The 20,344-nt window shown below is 35.8% G+C and carries 15 protein-coding genes; all 15 read left to right on the top strand.

Annotation, left to right across the window (positions count from 1 at the left end; translation table 11 throughout):
- Positions 1-5: 5 nt before the first annotated feature.
- The 15 genes from IWB64_RS13515 (at position 6) to IWB64_RS13445 (ending at position 20,291) form a co-directional block, all read left to right on the top strand.
- A complete protein-coding gene (locus IWB64_RS13515) occupies positions 6-2,210 on the top strand; it encodes a RelA/SpoT family protein (RefSeq protein WP_194534496.1) in 2,205 nt (734 codons plus the stop codon).
- Between the two features lie 55 nt (positions 2,211-2,265).
- Positions 2,266-2,721, top strand: coding sequence for a Fur family transcriptional regulator (locus IWB64_RS13510; RefSeq protein WP_155596927.1), 456 nt, complete (start codon positions 2,266-2,268; stop codon positions 2,719-2,721).
- Between the two features lie 12 nt (positions 2,722-2,733).
- A complete protein-coding gene (locus IWB64_RS13505; RefSeq protein WP_194534495.1) occupies positions 2,734-4,005 on the top strand; it encodes an adenylosuccinate synthase in 1,272 nt (423 codons plus the stop codon).
- 162 nt (positions 4,006-4,167) lie between these two features.
- A complete protein-coding gene (locus IWB64_RS13500) occupies positions 4,168-5,910 on the top strand; it encodes an OstA-like protein (protein WP_226975890.1) in 1,743 nt (580 codons plus the stop codon).
- A complete protein-coding gene (locus tag IWB64_RS13495) occupies positions 5,907-7,088 on the top strand; it encodes an aspartate aminotransferase family protein (protein WP_194534494.1) in 1,182 nt (393 codons plus the stop codon). Before IWB64_RS13500 ends, IWB64_RS13495 begins: the two co-directional genes overlap by 4 nt.
- Positions 7,089-7,184: 96 nt before the next feature.
- Positions 7,185-8,585: a tetratricopeptide repeat protein gene (locus IWB64_RS13490; protein ID WP_194534493.1), complete on the top strand. Its 1,401-nt coding sequence runs from the start codon at positions 7,185-7,187 to the stop codon at positions 8,583-8,585.
- Between the two features lie 115 nt (positions 8,586-8,700).
- Positions 8,701-9,615 carry a DUF368 domain-containing protein gene (locus IWB64_RS13485; protein WP_194534492.1) on the top strand — a complete coding sequence of 305 codons (915 nt, stop codon included), beginning with the start codon at positions 8,701-8,703 and terminating at the stop codon, positions 9,613-9,615.
- A 10-nt stretch (positions 9,616-9,625) separates the two neighbouring features.
- A complete protein-coding gene (locus tag IWB64_RS13480) occupies positions 9,626-10,654 on the top strand; it encodes a DUF368 domain-containing protein (protein WP_194534491.1) in 1,029 nt (342 codons plus the stop codon).
- 31 nt (positions 10,655-10,685) lie between these two features.
- Positions 10,686-11,426 carry a shikimate dehydrogenase family protein gene (locus IWB64_RS13475; RefSeq protein ID WP_194534490.1) on the top strand — a complete coding sequence of 247 codons (741 nt, stop codon included), beginning with the start codon at positions 10,686-10,688 and terminating at the stop codon, positions 11,424-11,426.
- 190 nt (positions 11,427-11,616) lie between these two features.
- Positions 11,617-13,761, top strand: a complete 2,145-nt coding sequence (locus IWB64_RS13470) for a DUF349 domain-containing protein (RefSeq protein WP_194534489.1) — start codon at positions 11,617-11,619, stop codon at positions 13,759-13,761.
- A gap of 42 nt (positions 13,762-13,803) precedes the next feature.
- Entirely contained in the window at positions 13,804-14,418 is a 615-nt protein-coding gene (locus tag IWB64_RS13465) for a fumarylacetoacetate hydrolase family protein (protein WP_194534488.1), read from the top strand.
- Between the two features lie 178 nt (positions 14,419-14,596).
- On the top strand, positions 14,597-15,361 hold the full coding sequence (locus IWB64_RS13460; protein WP_226975889.1) for a hypothetical protein: 765 nt from the start codon (positions 14,597-14,599) through the stop codon (positions 15,359-15,361).
- A 472-nt stretch (positions 15,362-15,833) separates the two neighbouring features.
- A complete protein-coding gene (locus IWB64_RS13455; protein ID WP_194534486.1) occupies positions 15,834-17,297 on the top strand; it encodes an alpha/beta hydrolase-fold protein in 1,464 nt (487 codons plus the stop codon).
- Between the two features lie 39 nt (positions 17,298-17,336).
- Positions 17,337-18,953, top strand: coding sequence for a M28 family metallopeptidase (locus tag IWB64_RS13450; RefSeq protein WP_226975888.1), 1,617 nt, complete (start codon positions 17,337-17,339; stop codon positions 18,951-18,953).
- 573 nt (positions 18,954-19,526) lie between these two features.
- Positions 19,527-20,291, top strand: a complete 765-nt coding sequence (locus IWB64_RS13445) for a YoaK family protein (RefSeq protein ID WP_194534485.1) — start codon at positions 19,527-19,529, stop codon at positions 20,289-20,291.
- Positions 20,292-20,344 lie beyond the last annotated feature (53 nt).

The raw sequence follows: 20,344 nt of genomic DNA, 5'->3' as shown, positions 1-20,344 counted from the left end.
TGAATATGACCGAGGAAGCTATAGAGAAGGAAAACAAGGAGATTGCCAAGCAATATAAAGAATTGCTGCGCATTAGTTATCAACATCTCTCAGACGATGATAAGGTACTCATACGCTCTGCATTTGAGATTGCAGTAGACGCACATAAAACGCAACGTAGAAAATCTGGAGAAGCTTATATTTTTCATCCTATTGCAGTGGCGAAAATAGTGGCTTCAGAGATTGGTCTAGATGCTACTTCTATTGCTTCCGCCCTACTTCACGACGTTGTAGAAGACTCCGAATATACGTTAGATGATATTGAACGAATGTTTGGTGAAACCATTGCGCGTATCGTTGATGGCCTTACCAAAATAGCACATCTTAAAAAAGACACCAGCACCTCGCAACAGGCCGAAAATTTCCGGAAGATGCTACTCACTCTACATGATGATGTGAGAGTTATCATAATTAAGATTGCAGACCGTTACCACAATATGCTTACCATGGATGCCATGCCCGAGCATAAACAGGTACAAATGGCTTCCGAGACCTTATACATCTATGCTCCGTTAGCACACCGTATAGGGCTTTATAACATAAAAACAGAATTAGAAGACCTTAGTTTAAAATATACTGAACCTAGTGTATACAAAAGCATAAAAGATAAAATTGAAGAATCAAAAGAAGATCAACAAGCTTATATTGATGCTTTTTCGGGTGTAATAGATAAATCCTTAAAAGAAGAAGGCCTAAACTATTATATAAAAGGGCGAATGAAGTCCATTTTCTCTATTCGTAAAAAGATGAAGGTACAGCATGTAGCTTTTGATGAAATTTATGACAAGTTTGCCATTCGTATTATTTATAAGTCAGATCGGCAGAATGAAAAATTCCTGGCTTGGAAAATTTATTCCATCGTAACCGATCACTTTACTCCAAACCCCGTACGCCTCCGCGATTGGATATCATCACCAAAATCTACAGGATACGAAGCGCTGCACATTACTGTTATGGGACCCAAAGGAAGATGGGTAGAAGTACAGATTCGTAGCGAACGCATGCACGAAATTGCAGAAAAAGGTTATGCAGCTCATTTTAAGTACAAACATGGAGATCAAAAAGAAAAAGGTATTGACGTATGGCTCAATCGTTTACAGGAAGCACTTGAAAACGCCAATACAAATGCAGTAGATTTTGTTGAAGAATTTAAACTAAATCTCTACGCTAAAGAAATATTTGTCTTTACCCCAAAAGGTGAACTTAGATCCTTACCAAAAGGAGCCACCCCGTTAGACTTTGCTTTTAATATACATACAGAAGTTGGTATGCGCACTAGAGGTTCTAAGGTTAATGGAAAATTAGTTCCTTTGAACACTACTCTTAGCAGTGGAGATCAGGTAGAAATTATAACTTCTGCCCAGGCAAAACCAAATCAGAACTGGTTGGATTACGCCACAACGGCAAGAGCTAGAGCAAAAATAAAATCTTCTTTAAGAGAAGAGAAAAAATCCGTTGCGGAAGATGGTAAAGAAATTCTACGCAGAAAGTTAAAATCCCAGAAAGTTGCCCTTAATGAAGATTCCATTAATAAAATGGTAAGCTTCTTTAAACTAAAGACCAGCCTAGATCTTTTTTATAGAGTAGGCATTGGATCTATAGACAACCAAATGTTAAAAGACTTTTCTTCGTCTTATTCTAATGCGTTCATAAGTTTCTTCAAAAATAAAATGCGAAGAAACCCTAATCCGCTAGAAATCCAAAAGGAGGAGATTACCGCCAAATATGATGTGTTGGTTTTTGGTAAGGAAGAGGAAAAATTAGAATACAAACTCTCTCCATGCTGCAACCCCATTCCTGGCGACGAGGTTTTTGGTTTTGTTAGCATAAACGAAGGAATCAAAGTTCATAAGAAAAACTGTCCCAACGCCATACAACTTCAATCTAATTATGCGTATCGTATTATTAGTGCCAAATGGATAGATTCCAGTCAAGAAGAATTTCTATCCGAAATACGGTTAACGGGAATAGACAATCTTGGCTTAGTAAGTGAGATTACCGAAATTATATCCGATGACATGCACGTGAACATCCGTAATCTTAATTTTAGTACCGATGGCGGAACTTTCAAAGGTACTATTACGGTAGTAGTTAAAAACAACGGCATTCTGAAAAAAGTGATGGCAAATCTGAAGAAAATAAACGGAATAGATAAAGTCACAAGAATTTAGAATTCTAATTAAAATATAACCGTACCTTTGCGGATTGACGAATGTAACCCTAGTTATGGCAGCCAACAAAAATCAGGAAATCGTAAAAAACGTTTTTACCACTTTTTTAGGAGAGAACGGGCATAGAAAAACACCCGAACGCTATGCTATACTTCAAGAAATTTATGACAGCGAAGAGCATTTCGATATCGAATCGCTGTACATAAATATGAAGAATAAAAACTACAGGGTAAGTCGTGCTACACTCTACAATACTATTGAACTTTTATTAGAGTGTAAACTGGTTAGAAAGCATCAATTTGGCAAAAACCAGGCACAATACGAGAAATCATATTTTGATCGCCAACATGATCATGTTATCTTGACCGATACCGGTGAAGTTATGGAGTTTTGCGACCCTCGTATTCAATCTATAAAGAAAACCATTGAGGAAGTTTTTGATATTACAATCAATACACACTCCCTCTATTTCTATGGTACTCGAAATAAAAAAGAAAACACGAACAGCTAACCAAAATTTTAAATGGCAGTAGATTTATTGTTAGGATTACAGTGGGGAGACGAAGGAAAAGGTAAAATTGTTGATGTACTTACAACAGATTACGACATCATCGCAAGATTTCAAGGAGGTCCAAATGCAGGACATACGTTGGAGTTTGATGGAATTAAACACGTTTTACATACCATACCTTCAGGAATTTTTCACAAAAGCGCTTTAAACATTGTTGGTAATGGAGTAGTTATAGATCCAGTAATCTTCAAAAAAGAATTAGACGCTTTAAAAAAGTTCAATTTAGATATTAAAGCTAAATTGTTCATTTCAAGAAAAGCACATCTTATATTGCCTACCCACCGTTTATTGGATGCGGCTTCAGAAGCATCAAAAGGGAAAGCTAAAATTGGTTCTACCCTAAAGGGAATAGGCCCGACATATATGGACAAAACAGGCCGTAACGGTATGCGTATCGGTGATCTTGAGATGTCTGATTGGAAAGAAAAATATCGTAGCTTAGCTAACAAGCATGAAGCTATGATTGCTTTTCACGATGTAGACATTCAGTATGATTTGGCAGAATTGGAGAAAGACTTTTTTGATTCTATTAACGAATTAAAAGAACTGACTTTTATTGACAGTGAAGAATATCTTTACCAAGCTCAAAAAAGCGGTAAGAAAATATTGGCTGAAGGCGCACAAGGTTCATTATTAGATATTGATTTTGGAACATATCCTTTTGTAACATCTAGTAATACTACAGCTGCAGGTGCCTGTACAGGTCTTGGAGTTGCTCCAAACCAAATAGGTGATGTAAAAGGTATTTTTAAAGCATATACTACAAGAGTTGGTAGTGGTCCTTTTCCAACAGAACTTTTTGATGAAGATGGTGAGACTATGGCTCGTGTAGGTAACGAGTTTGGTGCAACTACTGGCCGTCCTAGAAGATGTGGTTGGTTAGATCTTGTTGCTTTAAAATATGCTGTAATCATTAACGGCGTTACCGAATTGATGATGATGAAAGCTGATGTTTTAAGCGGATTTGATACTTTAAAAATCTGTACTGCTTATAACTATAAAGGCAAAAAAATAGAACACCTTCCGTTTAATATTGAAGCAGAAAATGTAACGCCCATTTATTCAGAAATGAAAGGCTGGAAAGAAGATCTTACTAAAATGAGCAGTGCTGATCAGTTACCAGCGACCTTAATGGCCTACATAGAGTTCTTAGAAAAAGAACTAGAAGTGCCTATTAAAATAGTTTCTGTAGGGCCCGACCGTACACAGACTATACACAGGTAAGCAAAGGTTATAAAAGAACATCGAAATATACATTTCGATATGTAGTTTAGGATAGTTTGGATACTTATAGATTTTATCTTAATCTGTAATCCTCCTAAATCTATCCTAAACTATATTGCTTCCTTTAAAAAAAACCTACTTTTAGGCAAAATTTAGATAGCATTGAATCTACTTCGCATTTTATTGTTTTTACTTGGCACGTCTATAATTGGCTACGCTCAAGAAGAAAAGACTTCCACTCAAGACACCACACAAAGCAAACAGATTAATATTGTTTATGGTGCCAACTTCACCAAAAACGAATCTCAATTTCCTGGAGCTTCAATTTTTAGTAAAGATGATAAGCAGGTGCAGTTTGAACACCAAGGCGCTGACCTTTGGTGTGACATTGCCATATTTTATCAGAAGGAAAACCGCTTACGGGCAGTAGGTAACGTACGCTTACAGCAAGGTGACTCCATTGAAATGACCAGTGGAAAAATTAATTACGATGGCGAGACAAAACTAGCCAAAGCCTTTGAGAGTGTTCTTTTGGAAACCGATCAGCAGAGTGGTAAAATGACCCTAAGAACGGATACGCTCTATTTTGATCGTGAAAATCAAGAGTCGTATTACAATAGTTCGGGTACCATAATAGATTCTTCGAATACTTTGACCAGTGAAATAGGTCGCTATTTTATGGAGTTGGACAAATACCAGTTTTTAGATAGCGTTCATATAGACAACCCGCAGTACATTCTAGATTCCGAGCAACTAGATTACTACACAACCTCCAAGAATGCATATATGTATGGCCCCTCTACTATAACCGGAGAAGCCTATAAAATATATTGCGAACGTGGTTTTTATGACACAAAAATAGAAAGCGGCTATGGGATAAAAAATACTCGTATTGATTATAACAACCGTATTATTGAAGGAGATAGCGTGTATTTTGATAAAGCTTCGGAGTTTGCATCCGCTACCAATAACATTACGGTTACCGATACCGTAAACAATGGTATTATACGCGCTCATTATGCAGAAGTATTTAAAGCAAAAGATTCTGTGTTTGCTACTAAGCGCGCTGTTTCTATAAGTCTAGTAGAACAAGATTCGCTTTATATGCATGGTGATACGTTAATGATCACAGGAAAGCCTGAAAACAGAATACTACGTGCTTTTAGAAATGCTAAATTTTACAAAACCGACTTAAGTGGTAAGTGTGATTCTGTGCATTCATCCGAAAAAACAGGAATCACTCAATTGATTCGTAATCCCGTGATATGGAATGGTGATAATCAAATGACGGGTGATAGCATACATCTCATTTCCAACCTTGAAACGGAAAAACTAGATTCGCTCAAAGTATTAGAAAACGCTTTTATTATCTCTTTGGATAGTATTAGTATGACTGGTTACAACCAAGCTAAGGGTAAGGACCTTTTCGGAAAATTTGTAGAAAACGAACTGAAATACATAGACTTAGTCAAAAATACCGAGGTTATATATTATATGTATAATGACGATGAAGAGCTTATAGGAATTGACAAAACCATTTGCAGTAAAATTAATATTGTAATGGCCAATAATGATGTTGAAGACCTTTCTTTCTTTATTGATCCCGACGGCGATATTTTTCCTGAAACAGAACTTCCCGTTGAAAGTCGGAAACTAAAAGGTTTTATCTGGCGTGGCGATGAGCGAATAGTTACCAAAGATGATATTTTTGATGAAGATGATAATAATATAGAACTCCCTATCATAAGAGGTATAGAAAACCCTATTGATATTGATGCAGAGGAAGCAGAACGTTCCGGAAACTCCAGTGACCCGGTCAACAAAATTCCTCCTCCAAATAATAAGGCCCCTACGCCTATCTTAAGACCTAAGCTCAAAAAAGTGACTTCTAGTCCTTTAAAATGAAACAAGATTTTCTAAAATATCAAGCGCAAACTTCGCCACATCCTTTGGCCCTAGAGGTTTCGCATGCCAAAGGTAGTTATATTTATGACACCAATGGTAATGCACATTTAGATTTTGTTGCAGGTGTTTCTGCCTGTAGTCTGGGTCATTGTCATCCTAAAGTTATAGCTGCTGTTCAAAAACAAACAGAAACCTATATGCATGTCATGGTGTATGGGGAGTATGTTCAAGAACCAGCCGTGGCATACACCAAATTGCTTGCTTCGCTCCTACCCACTTCTTTAGAAACCACTTACATGGTCAATAGCGGAACCGAAGCTGTTGAAGGCGCGCTTAAATTAGCGCGAAGAGCTACTGGCAGAAGTCAATTGATAGCCGCACGCCATGCTTATCACGGCAATACCATGGGTAGTTTAAGCGTAATGGGTTATGAAGAACGAAAAAGCGCTTTTAGACCACTTATACCAGATGTTAGTTTTATTGAGTTTAACAACGAAGAAGATTTAAAGAAAATAACAGAAAAGACTGCCGGTGTCATTTTAGAGACCATACAAGGTGGTGCAGGTTTTATAGAACCAAAAAACGGATATCTAAAGAAAGTACGTGAGCGTTGTAACGAAACGGGAACTTTATTGATTTTAGATGAAATTCAGCCTGGTTTTGGCCGTACCGGTAAACTATTCGCTTTTGAGCATTATGACTGTGTGCCAGACATTTTAGTAACCGGAAAAGGAATGGCCTCAGGCCTACCTGTTGGGGCATTCACAGCGTCTAATCAACTTATGTCCACATTGCAGGACAGTCCAAAATTAGGTCATATTACTACTTTTGGTGGTAATCCCGTCATTGCGGCCGCCTGCTTGGCCACGTTGAAAGAAATTACCGAAACTCAATTTATTTCTGACACCCTTATAAAAGAAACTCTTGTTAGAAAACTACTCGAGCACCGACTAATAAAGGAAATTAGAGGAAAAGGCCTAATGTTGGCCTTAATTCTAGAAAATGCCGAAATAGCCAATTACTTAGTGCTAACCTGTGCCAAGAAAGGTTTAATCTTATTTTGGTTACTTTTTGAACCCACTGCAGTACGAATTTCACCGCCATTAACCATTTCTAAAGATGAAATTGAAACCGGTTGTGGCATAATCCTTGAAGTTTTAGAAGATTACAAGCAATAACTTGTTAACTAATTTGTTAATAATATAGGTGAATCAGGTTCGAAAGAGCACTTCAAAAGGCTACTTTTAATAACAGAGTTTAACCAAAACGTTCCTATGGCGTTAGAATCCAACGAAAGGCCGAACAGGCCAATTGCCAAGTTTGAATCGATGCTCAAAACCGATGACGTCTATTTTTTTGACTCAGAGGATTTTGAGGACATCATACATCATTATTTAAACAACGGCAAAATAGCGCTAGCGAAGAAAGCAATTAAAATTGGTCTTCAACAACATCCAGATGCGATTGAACTGAAGTTGTTGAATATTGAGGTATTAGTTTTTGAAAACCAATTGGATATTGCCGAGCAGTATCTAGACGAGCTTCAGATACTAGACCCTACCAATGAAGAAATCTTTATACAGCGGGCGAACATCTATTCAAAAAAAGACAACCATGAAGCAGCGGTAGCCCTGTTGAATAAGGCTCTTGACTTAGCGGAAAACAGCTTTGATATTCATTCTTTATTAGGGATGGAGTACCTTTTTATGGACGATTTTAAATCGGCTAAAGAGAGTTTTATGCGTTGCGTTTCCTTTGACGAGCAAGATTATTCGTCATTATACAATGTCATATACTGTTTTGAGTTTTTAGAAGATCACGATGGTGCTATTGTCTACTTGAACGATTATTTAGAGCGAAATCCCTACTGTGAAGTAGCATGGCATCAGTTGGGTAAGCAGTATACATATAAGAAAATGCATACTGAAGCCCTAGCCGCATTCGATTTTGCCATTATTTCAGATGATACTTTTATTGGAGCTTACTTCGAGAAAGGTAAAGTCCTTGAAAAATTGGGCAAATACAATGAAGCGATAGAAAATTATGAGACTACCATTAAAATGGAAGACCCAACTTCTCACGCTTATTTAAGGATAGGAAAGTGTCATGAGCAATTACAAAATGACGATATGGCCAAGTACTATTACTACCATACCGTTCACGAAGACCCTTTGTTAGACAAGGGATGGTTAGCCATTACCGATTTCTATTTCAGAAGAAAAAACTACGACAAAGCCCTTCACTACGTAAACAAAGCTTTGAACATAGATGGAGAAAACCCATCGTATTGGAAAAAGTGTGCCTATATAAATGCTGCATTAAAGAAGTATGATCAAGCAGATTTTGCGTTTAAACAGGCTGTAGATTTAGGCAACTATGAATTAAAGACCTGGCTTAATTGGGCAGATGTTCTCTTAAGTAATGAAGATACAGCAAGTGCGTTACAAATTTTGGCACAAGGCCAACAATTCTATCCTGAAAGCGCAGAACTTAAATACAAAACTGCAGGATTTCATTTAGCCAATAGAGATATGATAAATGGCCGTATCAGTTTTATGGATGCATTAAAGCTAGATCTTCAAAAACTTTCGCTTTTCTTTGAAGAGTTCCCACAATACACCAAATCTGACTGGGTATTGGAAGCTGTAGAAAAGGCCGAAAAAGCTTCAAAATAAAGAACTAATTACCAAGCTCTTATATTTTTAATCTATAAAAATTATAAGGGCTTGTTCCATTTTTTCCTACGTTCAAATTTTAAAAGCTATTTTTGCTTTTCAACGAACAAACCACATGGAAAACAGAAATTTTTTAGACTATACTTTCATTACTTTAAAAGGTATGGCCATGGGCGCTGCCGATGTTGTACCAGGAGTATCTGGCGGAACAATCGCTTTTATTTCCGGCATTTATGAAGAACTTATTTCTTCTATCAACAACGTAGATATTTCTCTTTTTAAAGAATTCAAAGAAAATGGACTAAAAGCAGCCTGGACCAAACTAAACGGTAATTTTCTTTTAGCTCTTTTTGTAGGTATTGGTATTAGTGTACTCTCTTTGGCCAAACTAGTAAGCTGGTTGTTAGAAAACAAACCTATTCTTATATGGTCTTTCTTTTTTGGTCTAGTTATAGCAAGTATTCTGTTAGTAGGTAAAGAAGTTCAAAAATGGGAAGCTAAAACCTTGATAGCACTAGTTCTAGGGGCTGCCATTGCATATTACATTACAACTCTGCCTCCATCAGAAAGTGCAGATAGTTTACCTTATTTGTTTTTATCTGGCGCGCTTGCCATTTGTGCCATGATTCTACCTGGCATTTCAGGTGCATTTATCCTTGTTCTATTGGGTTCCTATAAAACCATAATTGATGCGGTGCATAATCTTGACTTTAAAATTATAGGAGTTGTAGGTGTTGGTGCAATTTTTGGTTTATTGAGTTTCGCTAAATTATTGAAGTGGATGTTCAACCACCAAAAGAACCTTACCCTTGCCCTATTAACCGGTTTCATTGTTGGTTCTTTAAATAAAATATGGCCTTGGAAAAGAATTTTAGATACGAAGATGATTGGCGAAAAAATCATTACGATAGATGAAAACGTGAGTCCGTTTAATTTTGATGGAGATAATAAAATTATGATAGCCATTATTGCTGCATTGGTCGGTTTCTTGGTTATTTTCGTTCTTGAAAGAACAGCTTCAAAAAAATAAGTCCCCATTCATGTACAACACCAGAACATTTATTGACAAATTCTTTTTGGTCATAAAGGGTCTGTGCATGGGTGCCGCTAACAAAGTCCCTGGTGTATCAGGTGGTATAGTTGCGTTTGTTGCCGGGTTTTACGAGGAATTCATTTACTCACTTCAAAAAGTAAACGGTAAAGCATTCAAACTTCTTTTAAGTGGAAGATTCAGGAGTTTCTACCGGTATATTAACGGTACGTTTCTTTCCTTACTTATTTTTGGAATGTTGATTAGCTATTTCAGCATATCCAGATTATTGGATTATTTCTTGGCGCAAAAAGAACTTTTTGTCTGGTCTGCTTTTTTTGGTATGATTTTAGGCTCTATCTATTACATTTCAAAAGACTTTGAACACTGGAGCAAAAGAACCATAACAGCCGGTTTGATTGGGCTTATTGTGGGTATATCCATAAGTTTTCTTAATCCTGCAAAAGAGAATGACAATCTTTTTTTCATTTTTATCTGTGGTATTATTAGTGTTTCCGGTATGACATTACCAGGGCTTTCCGGATCTTTCATTCTTATATTATTAGGCAATTACGTGTTGTTATTAGTAGACTCCGTAAACGCTCTCTATGACACTTTTGCAGAAATAATAATTGGTGATTATAGCTTTACAAGTAATCCTGAACGTTTAAGAACTTTGACCATTTTAGCTGTGTTTACAGCAGGTTCTGCCACAGGGTTAGTTAGTCTTTCTCATCTACTGACCTATGTTTTAAAACATTTTAAACATATTACCACAGCGGTTATCATTGGTTTTATAACCGGTTCCTTGGGTGTGGTTTGGCCTTGGAAACGTACTATTTTTAAAACAGATACTTTTGGGGAGTTGATCCTGGACAGCAACGGAAAAGAAATTATCCTTAATTATGAACGGTTCTTTCCAGATTTGGGAAGTTCCGAAACTTGGTGGGCCATATTTTTTGTGATCGTCGGAATTGCCATTCTACTATTATTAGATTGGTACGGAAAGGTTCGAAAAGAAAATGAGCTCTCAATGTAACGAGTTTCAGCTTTATCAAAAAAAATAAAACATGAAAAGAATTAGGTTTGGATTAGTAGGAAAAGATATCTCGTACTCATTTTCACGAGGGTATTTCACCAAAAAATTCTCTGATTTAGGTCTAGATACCTATTCGTATGAAAATTTTGACTTTCAAGCTATTGAAGAAATTACCGATGTTCTTAAAAACAATACTGATATTAAAGGTATGAACGTTACCATACCCTATAAACAAGAAGTAATGCCTTTTTTATCTGAATTAGACCCAGAGGCTGAAAAGATTGGTGCTGTCAATACTATTCAATTTACAGAAAACGGACTAAAAGGCTTCAATACAGATGCATATGGTTTTAAGAATGCTATGGCTCCTTTTCTAAAACCTCACCATAAAAAAGCGTTAATCCTAGGAACTGGGGGTGCGTCAAAAGCCGTGGCTTATGTGTTGGGCGAAATGGGTATTTCATATATTTTTGTTTCAAGAAGCCCCGGAGATAACAAAATAAGTTATGATCAGGTTACTGAGAATGTTCTAAAAGAACATACCATTTTGGTAAACTGTACTCCCTTAGGTACACATCCTAATATTGAGGAGCGTCCTACCCTACCTTACGAATTTCTTAATGACAAACATTTTCTTTTCGACCTTATTTATAACCCCGAAAAATCGGCTTTTTTGACTGCCGGTGAGGCCAAAGGTGCCCAAATTTCTAATGGTCTAAGGATGTTGGAACTTCAGGCAGACCGTTCATGGCAAATTTGGCAAGAAAGCTAATTCACAATAAACGTCATTTTAAAATACTAACTCCCTAAGCCAAAGCGTCTTTAGCCTTGTCTGCCATTTACAGGGGCTTCAGTAATACTTCGGTTTTAATCAAAAGCTAAAATACTCCTATACCCTTTGTCATTAGAGCGGTTGTTAGTATCTTACCCTAGCAATTTGCAAAATCAATATCTTATATACGATGGAAGATAAGGAACGGGAACTACAACATAACGTAGGGGAAGAGAATACAGAAAAAATCACTGAAAATACTGAGGCTACGCCAAGTACGGAAGCTTCGGAAACGGTGGAAATTCCTGAAAAAGAACCATCCGGAACACTAGAGGAAAAGGACGCTCAAAATGAGGTCGAAACAAAAGAGACTACCGAACCTGAAGAAAGTATTCCGTCTAAATCGGAAGAAGAGAAAGAGCCTGTAGCTAACGATTCTAAAAAAGAAGAGACCACGGCAAATGAAGAAGATGCTGTTCTTGAAGAAATAGATGAAAGTAACGCCGAGGATGCCGAGGACACTGGTAACAACGAGCGTCATACCATTCCTGTTTTAGACTATCACTCCATGTCTATGGAAAATTTAGTTGGAGAATTACAGAAATTAGTTCGTAACGAGAAAGTGCAGGCCATAAAGAAACAAGTAGATGGCATTAAATCTGAATTTGACCTGAAATTTCAAGAATTTTTAGAAGGTAAAAAAGAGGATTTTATAAATGGAGGCGGTAACGAAATTGACTTTAGATACAATTCTGTAACTAAAAGACAATTCAATGAAGTATATGATGATTACCGTGAAAAACGAAATACATACTATAAGTCTCTTGAAAAAAATCTAAAAGAAAATCTAAGCAGACGTCTTGAAATCATTGAAGAACTAAAAAGTTTGGTGAATGTTGATGAAGACATGAACACAACTTATAAGGCGTTCAAAGAACTTCAGGAAAACTGGCGTAATGCTGGCCCTATACCAAGAACGGATTACAATAACGTGTGGCGCACATATCAGCACCATATTGAGATTTTCTATGATTTTCTACATCTAAACCGTGAGTTACGCGATTTAGATTTCAAACATAACTTAGAGGAAAAAGAAAAGTTGGTTGTACAGGCGGAAATCTTGACCAAAGAACCCGACTTAACCATAGCATTTAGAGATTTACAGACATTACATAAAATCTGGAAAGAAGATATTGGCCCTGTTGGCCAAGAACACCGTGAGGAAATCTGGGAACGTTTTAGTAATGCCACAAAGGTTCTTCATCAAAGAAGGCAAGATCACTACAAAGAACTTGATGCCGAGTATGAAAAGAACCTTGTTGCAAAGAATGAGATTATAGCCGCAATTGAAGCTATGTCCGGAAACGTTGCTACCAGTCACAAAGCGTTGCAACAACAGATTAAAAAGTTAGAGGAACTCAGAAATGCCTTTTTTGGAGCTGGCAAAGTACCCAGAAACCAAAATGAAAAAACCTGGGATGCCTTTAAGAGTGCCGTACGTAACTTTAACAAAAGTAAAAATGCGTATTATAAGAACCTTAAAAAAGAGCAACAAGATAACCTCGATAAAAAACGTGCTTTACTAGACCGTGCAGTTTCTTTAAAAGAAAGTGAAGAATGGGATCGAGCTACTCCTGAAATGAAACGCATCCAAAATGATTGGAAGCAAATAGGGCATGTTCCCAGAAAATACTCGGATAAGATATGGAAGGAGTTTAAAACTGCCTGTAACCATTATTTTGACCGAATGCATGCAGTAAAAAATGAAGGTCTTAAGGAAGAGCAGGAAAATTTTGAAAAGAAAAGCGCATGTTTAGATAAATTGTCGGCCTTTGAACTATCTGGTAAAAGAGAAGACGACCTTACAGCTATAAAAGCATTTATTGCTGAATGGAAAACTTATGGTAGAGTTCCATTTAAGAAGAAGAATATAGACCAGAAGTTCAATAAAATTCTTGACGGGATTTTTAAGAAATTAGATATTGACCGTCAGGAGTCTGAATTACTTAAATACGGTAATAAAATTCAGGAATTGGCTAATGCCGATAACGAACGTGCTATACAAAACGAACGTAGTTTTATTCGTAAGAAAATAGAGGAAAGCAAAGGAGAGATTCGCCAGTTGGAAACCAATCTTGAATTTTTCTCAAATGCTTCTGAGGACAATCCGTTAGTACGTGATGTTATTAAACGAGTTGAAAGTCACAAGGAAACTCTTGAAACCTGGAAAGCTAAGTTGAAAAAACTTAACATTCTAAAGAATGATATTATTAGAGCGCACGACGCCGAGGAAGAAGCTGCCAATGGAGAAACTGAAGCAGGAGAAGAAGAATAAGCGCTATTTAAGAAAGAATCACTTACCACCAAATCAAAACAAATGAAAGTTATAGGTATCGGAAAAAATTATGTCAACGATAAATCCGAAATAAGCGGATTAAAAAATGACACTCAATTAATATTTACCAAACCAGATTCATCTTTAGTTACAGATAATAAAAATGTTGTATTCCCTTTAATAACGAACCAATTAGCTTATGAAGTAGAATTGGTAGTGAAAATTGGCAAAAAAGGGAAAGATATTGCTCTAGATGATGCAAACTCATATATCTCTGAAATAGGAATAGGTATTGACTACACGGCAAAAGATGTTCTTAGCGCAAGTAGAGAGAAAAAACAACCTTGGGCATTAGCAAAAGGTTTTGATGGCGCTTCGCCAATTTCTAGTTTTAAACCTGTATCAGAATTTCCTGATTTAGACAATATTAATTTTGATTTGGTTATAAACGGTGAGCAAAAGCAAGTAGGAAACACCGATTTTATTATTTATACTTTTGCAGAAATCATAAGTTTTGTATCCACTTTTATGACTTTAAATCCTGGAGATTTAATATTTACCGGCACACCAGCATCTGGGACCGGACAAACCTTTAAAGGTGATCACTTACAAGCTTCAATAGAAGGAGAATTGTTACTGGATTTTAAGATGATTTAATAAAAGGTATTCTCAAAATATGGATTTGTAGTATCTGGCAAAAACCTGTGGTAAAAAACAAGTGAAATTGACTTAATCGTACTGAAAAGTAGGTTTCCGCAATTTTAGACTTAGTGAGAGCGTTATCTAAATTATGGTAACTAAACATAATTTAAGTGCGTTAATTGTCTGTATTTCCTTGAATTTAATCTCTTGCTCATCAGAGAGTGACTCTTTGGAAGATAACGAGACAAATTTAGTTGAAGAAAATTCTACTGACAGCACCTCTGACAGAGAGCCTGAATCAGAAACAACAAATCCTGAAAATGTTTTAAGTTGCCTAAAAACATTTGGGACAAACTATGTCGTTTTTGATGCGGAAGCAACAGAATCACCTTTAGACCAATGGAAATTAATTACCAAAGGTGACTCTGATTATTTAGACAAAGAAAATCTTGGCCCCATAAATGAAACACATTTAGAGTTTACAGGTAATAATCAAGCTAGTGGTACTGCAACTTCTCCTTTAGATTACGTATTTAAGGCCCCATCTACTGGAGAATATAAATTACTAATGCGTTTATACCAGCGTTTAGAAGGGGCCGAAGAAGATAAATCTAATGATGTTTACATAAAAATGGCTGGCAACTTCACTTCTGCTACCGATAAATATACCACCGAAGATCTACAAACTGATTTGAAATTTTTTGGAAGAGGTGTTGATCAATGGGGAGCTGTTTATTCTGGAGATGGTGGAGAAGCACATAACAAAGCAGCTATTTTGTATAATTTAATAGAAGGCGAAGAATATACTTTCACCATGTCTGGTCGTTCTCAAAGAGCCAATATAGATTATATCTTACTTTATGACACCAAAGACATATCAATCACAACTGGAGCTAATAAAGATCTTGCTGAATTAAACGATGCTGAATATAGACCTGATTGGGATTGTAATCAATAGGCATACTCCTATATAAAAACCCAAAATTTTTCTTTAAAACTTACTTCTTTATTTAAAGACAAGCTATACTTTTTTAGTATCCTGAAAAAGACAGCTAAATTCAATTACAGTTTTTCAAGATTACAATAGTAATCTTATTTGAGATACTAAAACAAACCTTCAGATTCTCTAAACGATTTATCTGCATACAAATTTGTTGTTCGATAAACTTTCCTGCTCCCCTTTCGAATGTTAATTCTCAATATAACTTTAGTACAGAAGAAACCCTGAGTACTCATATCTTCAATTCTATTTCCATTTTAGTAATATCCTGTTTCCTTCATTCTAAAAGGGACTAAATTCATTACTTGCAATTTTTTTAAACAAAAATTATACATAAAAATGCTATCTTTAGATTGTGCTGTATTGTTTTATTTCGCAAATTACAGGCATCAAACTTCCCTCTACACTTAGTATTCATAAAAATTTTCATATGAGAAAAATGTATATTTCAGGTATTCTGTTTATAATACTTGGTTTCAATCTTAATGCTCAAATATTTGAGGTTAGCTACGGTTCAGGTTTAGTGGATAAAGACTTTTCAGGCAATGTTATACTCTATCTTTCGAAGGAAAAAAAATCACCCAAAGATATATTTGTTGGCCTTGAATTAACTCCTGTTTATAGAGTGATTGTTAAAAAATTAAAAGCTAATGAAAATGTAGTTTTTAATGATGATGCTATATCATACCCTGTAGAATTATCAAATATTGAGAGAGGAGAATACTATGTGCAAGCGGTCTTTGATATGAATCTTGGGGATGCTAATATTGGTTCAAGTTCTGGTAATTTTTATTCTGAATCAACAAAAATTAACCTAACAAAAGATTTTGACAAGGTTTTTAAGATTGAAGCAAATAACATTATCGAACCTATAAAATTCAATGAAACTGAATTTCTGAAAGAATTGAGAGTAAAATCAGACCTCCTAAGCAATTTTCATAAAAAGGATATTTTTGTAAATGCTGCGGTGAGTTTACCAGAAGAATACTACGATCAACCTGATAAAAACTATCCAGTGGTATTTTCTATTTTCGGTTTTGGAGCCAATTACAAATTACATTCTGGACATAATAAATTTCTGAGACAACTGGGTGAGCAACCCACTATTGTAATTTATTTAGATGGCAATTGTCCCGAAGGTCATTCTACTTACGCGAATAGCGATGTTAATGGACCTTGGGGAGATGCACTTGTAAAAGAATTTATTCCTGCCCTAAATCAAAAATATAGAACTAATGGTGCCTTTTTATTACATGGGCATAGTAGCGGAGGGTGGACTACTCTTTGGTTACAAGTAAACTATCCAACAACATTTGCTGGAGCCTGGTCAAGTTCACCCGATCAAGTAGATTTCAGAAATTATCAAAACATCAATATTTATGAAACAGACAATATCTTTTACAACAAAAAAGGTACTCCGTTACCTCTATTTACCATTGCTGGACGAATTCCTGTAATTAGTGCAAAAGACTTCTATAGAACTGAGCATGTTCTTTACAGAGGTTCACAGATTCATTCTTTTGACGCTGTTTTTGGAGGATACGATGAAACTGGCAATAGAATTAGACTAGTTAGTTCACCTACTGGTGAAATAAATAAAAATGCGCTCCCGCTCTGGAAAAGATACGACCTCTCCGTTATACTAAGAGATAATTGGGGGAATCTTAAGGAAGATGTGGATGGTAAGATTAGAATATCAGTAGGCACCAGTGATAATATCTTTTTGAATCGCTCTGTTGAACTATTAGAGAAAGAAATGAATGCTCTGAATGCCAATATTGAATTTGACTATTTTCCCGGAGACCATTTTACTTTATTTACAGAAAAATATAAAAAAGATGGAATTGATTTTTTGGAAAAAAATTATAAAAACTGGTTAAACAAACAAAAATAGCGCATGCCGATCAGTGTCAATCTATTTAAAATATCAATTATGAAAAATTATTTAATGCTTTTGTTAGTTGTCTTAGTTTTAAGTTGCAAGAGCAACAACAAAACTAGCGAAGAGCTGGCTGCAGTTGACCAAACCACTATTGCCAAACATATTGAGCATCTAGCATCAGATGAATTTCTTGGAAGAAAACCTTTTACGGAAGGTGAGGTAAAAACGGTAAACTATTTAAAAGATGAGTTCGAGAAATTAGGCGCTCTTCCAGGTAATGAAGATAGCTTTTTCCAAGAGGTTCCTATGGTAGAAATTACAGGAACGCCTTCAGAAAAGATGGTTATTTCCGGAAAAGACGGAAGTTTTAATTTAGATGTTTTAAAAGATTTTGTTGCCACAACAAGTAAAGTAAAAACAGATGTAAGTCTGGACAACTCAGAACTTGTTTTTGCAGGTTATGGCATTGTTGCTCCAGAATATAACTGGAACGACTATGAAGGTATCGATTGGAAGGGTAAAACTGCTGTTGTTCTAATAAATGACCCTGGCTTTCAATCTGGAGATTCCACCTTGTTTAAAGGTAATGAAATGACTTACTATGGTCGTTGGACCTACAAATATGAAGAAGCCGCTAGGCAAGGTGCTGAGGGTTTAATAATAATTCATGATACCGAGCCTACTTCTTATGGTTGGAACGTAATAGAGTCCGGATGGAGCGGAGCTAAATTAATTATTGAAAGCAATCTGCCCCATCTATCGGTTGAGTCTTGGATAAGTAATGAAAGCGCCCAAAAAATGTTTGATGCCTCTATTATGAAAGGTGAGGATTACAAAACCCTTGCAAGAATTAAAGGATTTAAACCTACCTCATTAGATTTAAACGTTTCCGTTGCCATTCAGAACAAAATCAAAAAAGACGTTTCTAAAAATGTGGTTGCGCTGATCCCGGGAACAGAAAGGAAGGATGAAGTAATTATCTATTCCGCTCATTGGGATCACTTTGGTATTGGTAAAGCTATAGATGGGGACTCTATATACAATGGCGCTATTGATAATGCATCTGGTACTGCAGGTCTGTTGGCCATTGCCGAAGCGTTCAAGAAAAGTACGCCCACAAAACGTTCCATTGCTTTTATAGCGGTTACCGGAGAGGAGCAAGGTTTGCTGGGTTCTGCCTTTTATGCTGAGAACCCCATTTTTGACCCTAAAAAAACAGTTGCAAATATCAATATTGATGCCCTAGGTAGTCCCGGAAAAATGAAAGACCTGACCATTACCGGTTACGGCCAATCTGAAATGGATGAATACGCCGAAGCAGCTGCACTAAAACAAGACCGTTATATTATTCCAGACCCTGACGCCGAAAAAGGATATTTCTTTAGATCTGATCATTTTAATTTTGCGAAAATTGGGATTCCCGCTCTCTATGCAAGTGGTTCTTATGAAGGATTTAACACTAGTATTGAGGAGATAAAGAAATACAAAGAAAACTACCTTATGCACAAATATCATCAACCTTCTGATGAATACCATGCTGAAACAAGTGAGTTAAGTGGTGTACAGCTTGATTTACAACTCTTTTTTAATGTAGGTTTAAAACTGGCCAATGAAGATACTTTTCCAAAATATTACGCTAGTAGTGAGTTTAGAGCGGCAAGAGAATAAAGGCAATTATGATCTGCCCTAAGCAAAGACTTCAATATTTATAGTTACAAAGACTTCAACAACGCCATGTTTCATACATAATTTACATCATGAGATATGGTTATAGATAAATCTAAGTGGCCTAAGTTCGGATAAAGAAGTCTGCTACTGGGTTTACAAGCATATCTATTTCTTGTTATTTCAATTTTATTGAATGCCAAAGTTTGCTTAGTATATAATTACCTAACCGCCTTATAACTAGATTATTTAACCAAAAAAGGAGATGCAAACCGAAACGAAGGAGTTTCAATTTATTGAATATATAAAAGCTAACATCAATTTAAATAAAGCTCATTTACCAAGGAGGGTAAATGGAATATTAGAGTCTTTTATATTTGATCTCTTAATAACATTTGAAATAACCACTAGAATTGAGTTCAAGAGCTCTGAAACCAATTTGGTCCACTTTGTAATTCCCTTAAATTGGAAATTTTTACTACACTTTACCTCGTCTCAATAAAAAATACGCATTCCTGTGTATAGCTTAAAAAAAATGTGACCTTTGTATTATGCAATAAGGTAAATGAAGAGTGAATGTTCAGACATCAAGGTAAAAGCAGAACATTAAAACATAATCTGCAGATTGCTATAGTCTTGTCTTTTGTAGCAGGAATCGTTAATGTAACAGGGTTTTTATCAATTGAACAATTGACCACCAATGTCACAGGCCATTTTGCGCTGTTCATTTATGATGTAGCAAATTTTAAGTTCTGGAAAGGAACCATATATTTTCTTTATATTTTCTCATTTCTTTTTGGTTCCTTTTTATCTAGTTTCCTAATAGAAAAGTTTAGAGCGAATAAAAGATTAAACGTTTTTGTGCTACCCACAATAATTGAATGTCTAATTTTAGTTTCTATAGCCCTATTGAGCAATATTATGGAAATTCAATATAAGGACGCTATTGCCTGTATGTTACTTTTTGCCATGGGCCTTCAGAACTCTTATGTAACAAAAATTTCTAATGCCGTAGTTAGAACTACCCACCTAACAGGCCTTTTTACCGATTTAGGCATAGAAATTTCCCAGTTGTTCTTTCCAAAATTACACCCAAACAGAAAAAAACTAAAGTCGACTATTCAGTTACGCATCTCTATTATTCTTTTCTTTTTTGGAGGAGGATTAGTGGGCGGATTCCTCTATTCTAGAGCTAATTTAAAGCTGAACACTCTTATAATAGCTGCTATTATTCTTATTATTAGTTTGTTTTATGATGATATTAGATATCGTCTCATAAAAATCAAAAGAAAGTTTAATCAAAAAAAAAGTGATAAACACAATCGTGCGTTTCGGAGGTGATTTAACAGGCTAAAATAATACACTGTTTTTTTATAATCACTTTAATAGGTTAG

The organism is Zobellia nedashkovskayae (assembly GCF_015330125.1).
Lineage (GTDB): Bacteria > Bacteroidota > Bacteroidia > Flavobacteriales > Flavobacteriaceae > Zobellia > Zobellia nedashkovskayae.
The sequence above is the reverse complement of the archived record's forward strand: the minus strand, read 5'-3'. Positions and strand labels throughout refer to the sequence as shown.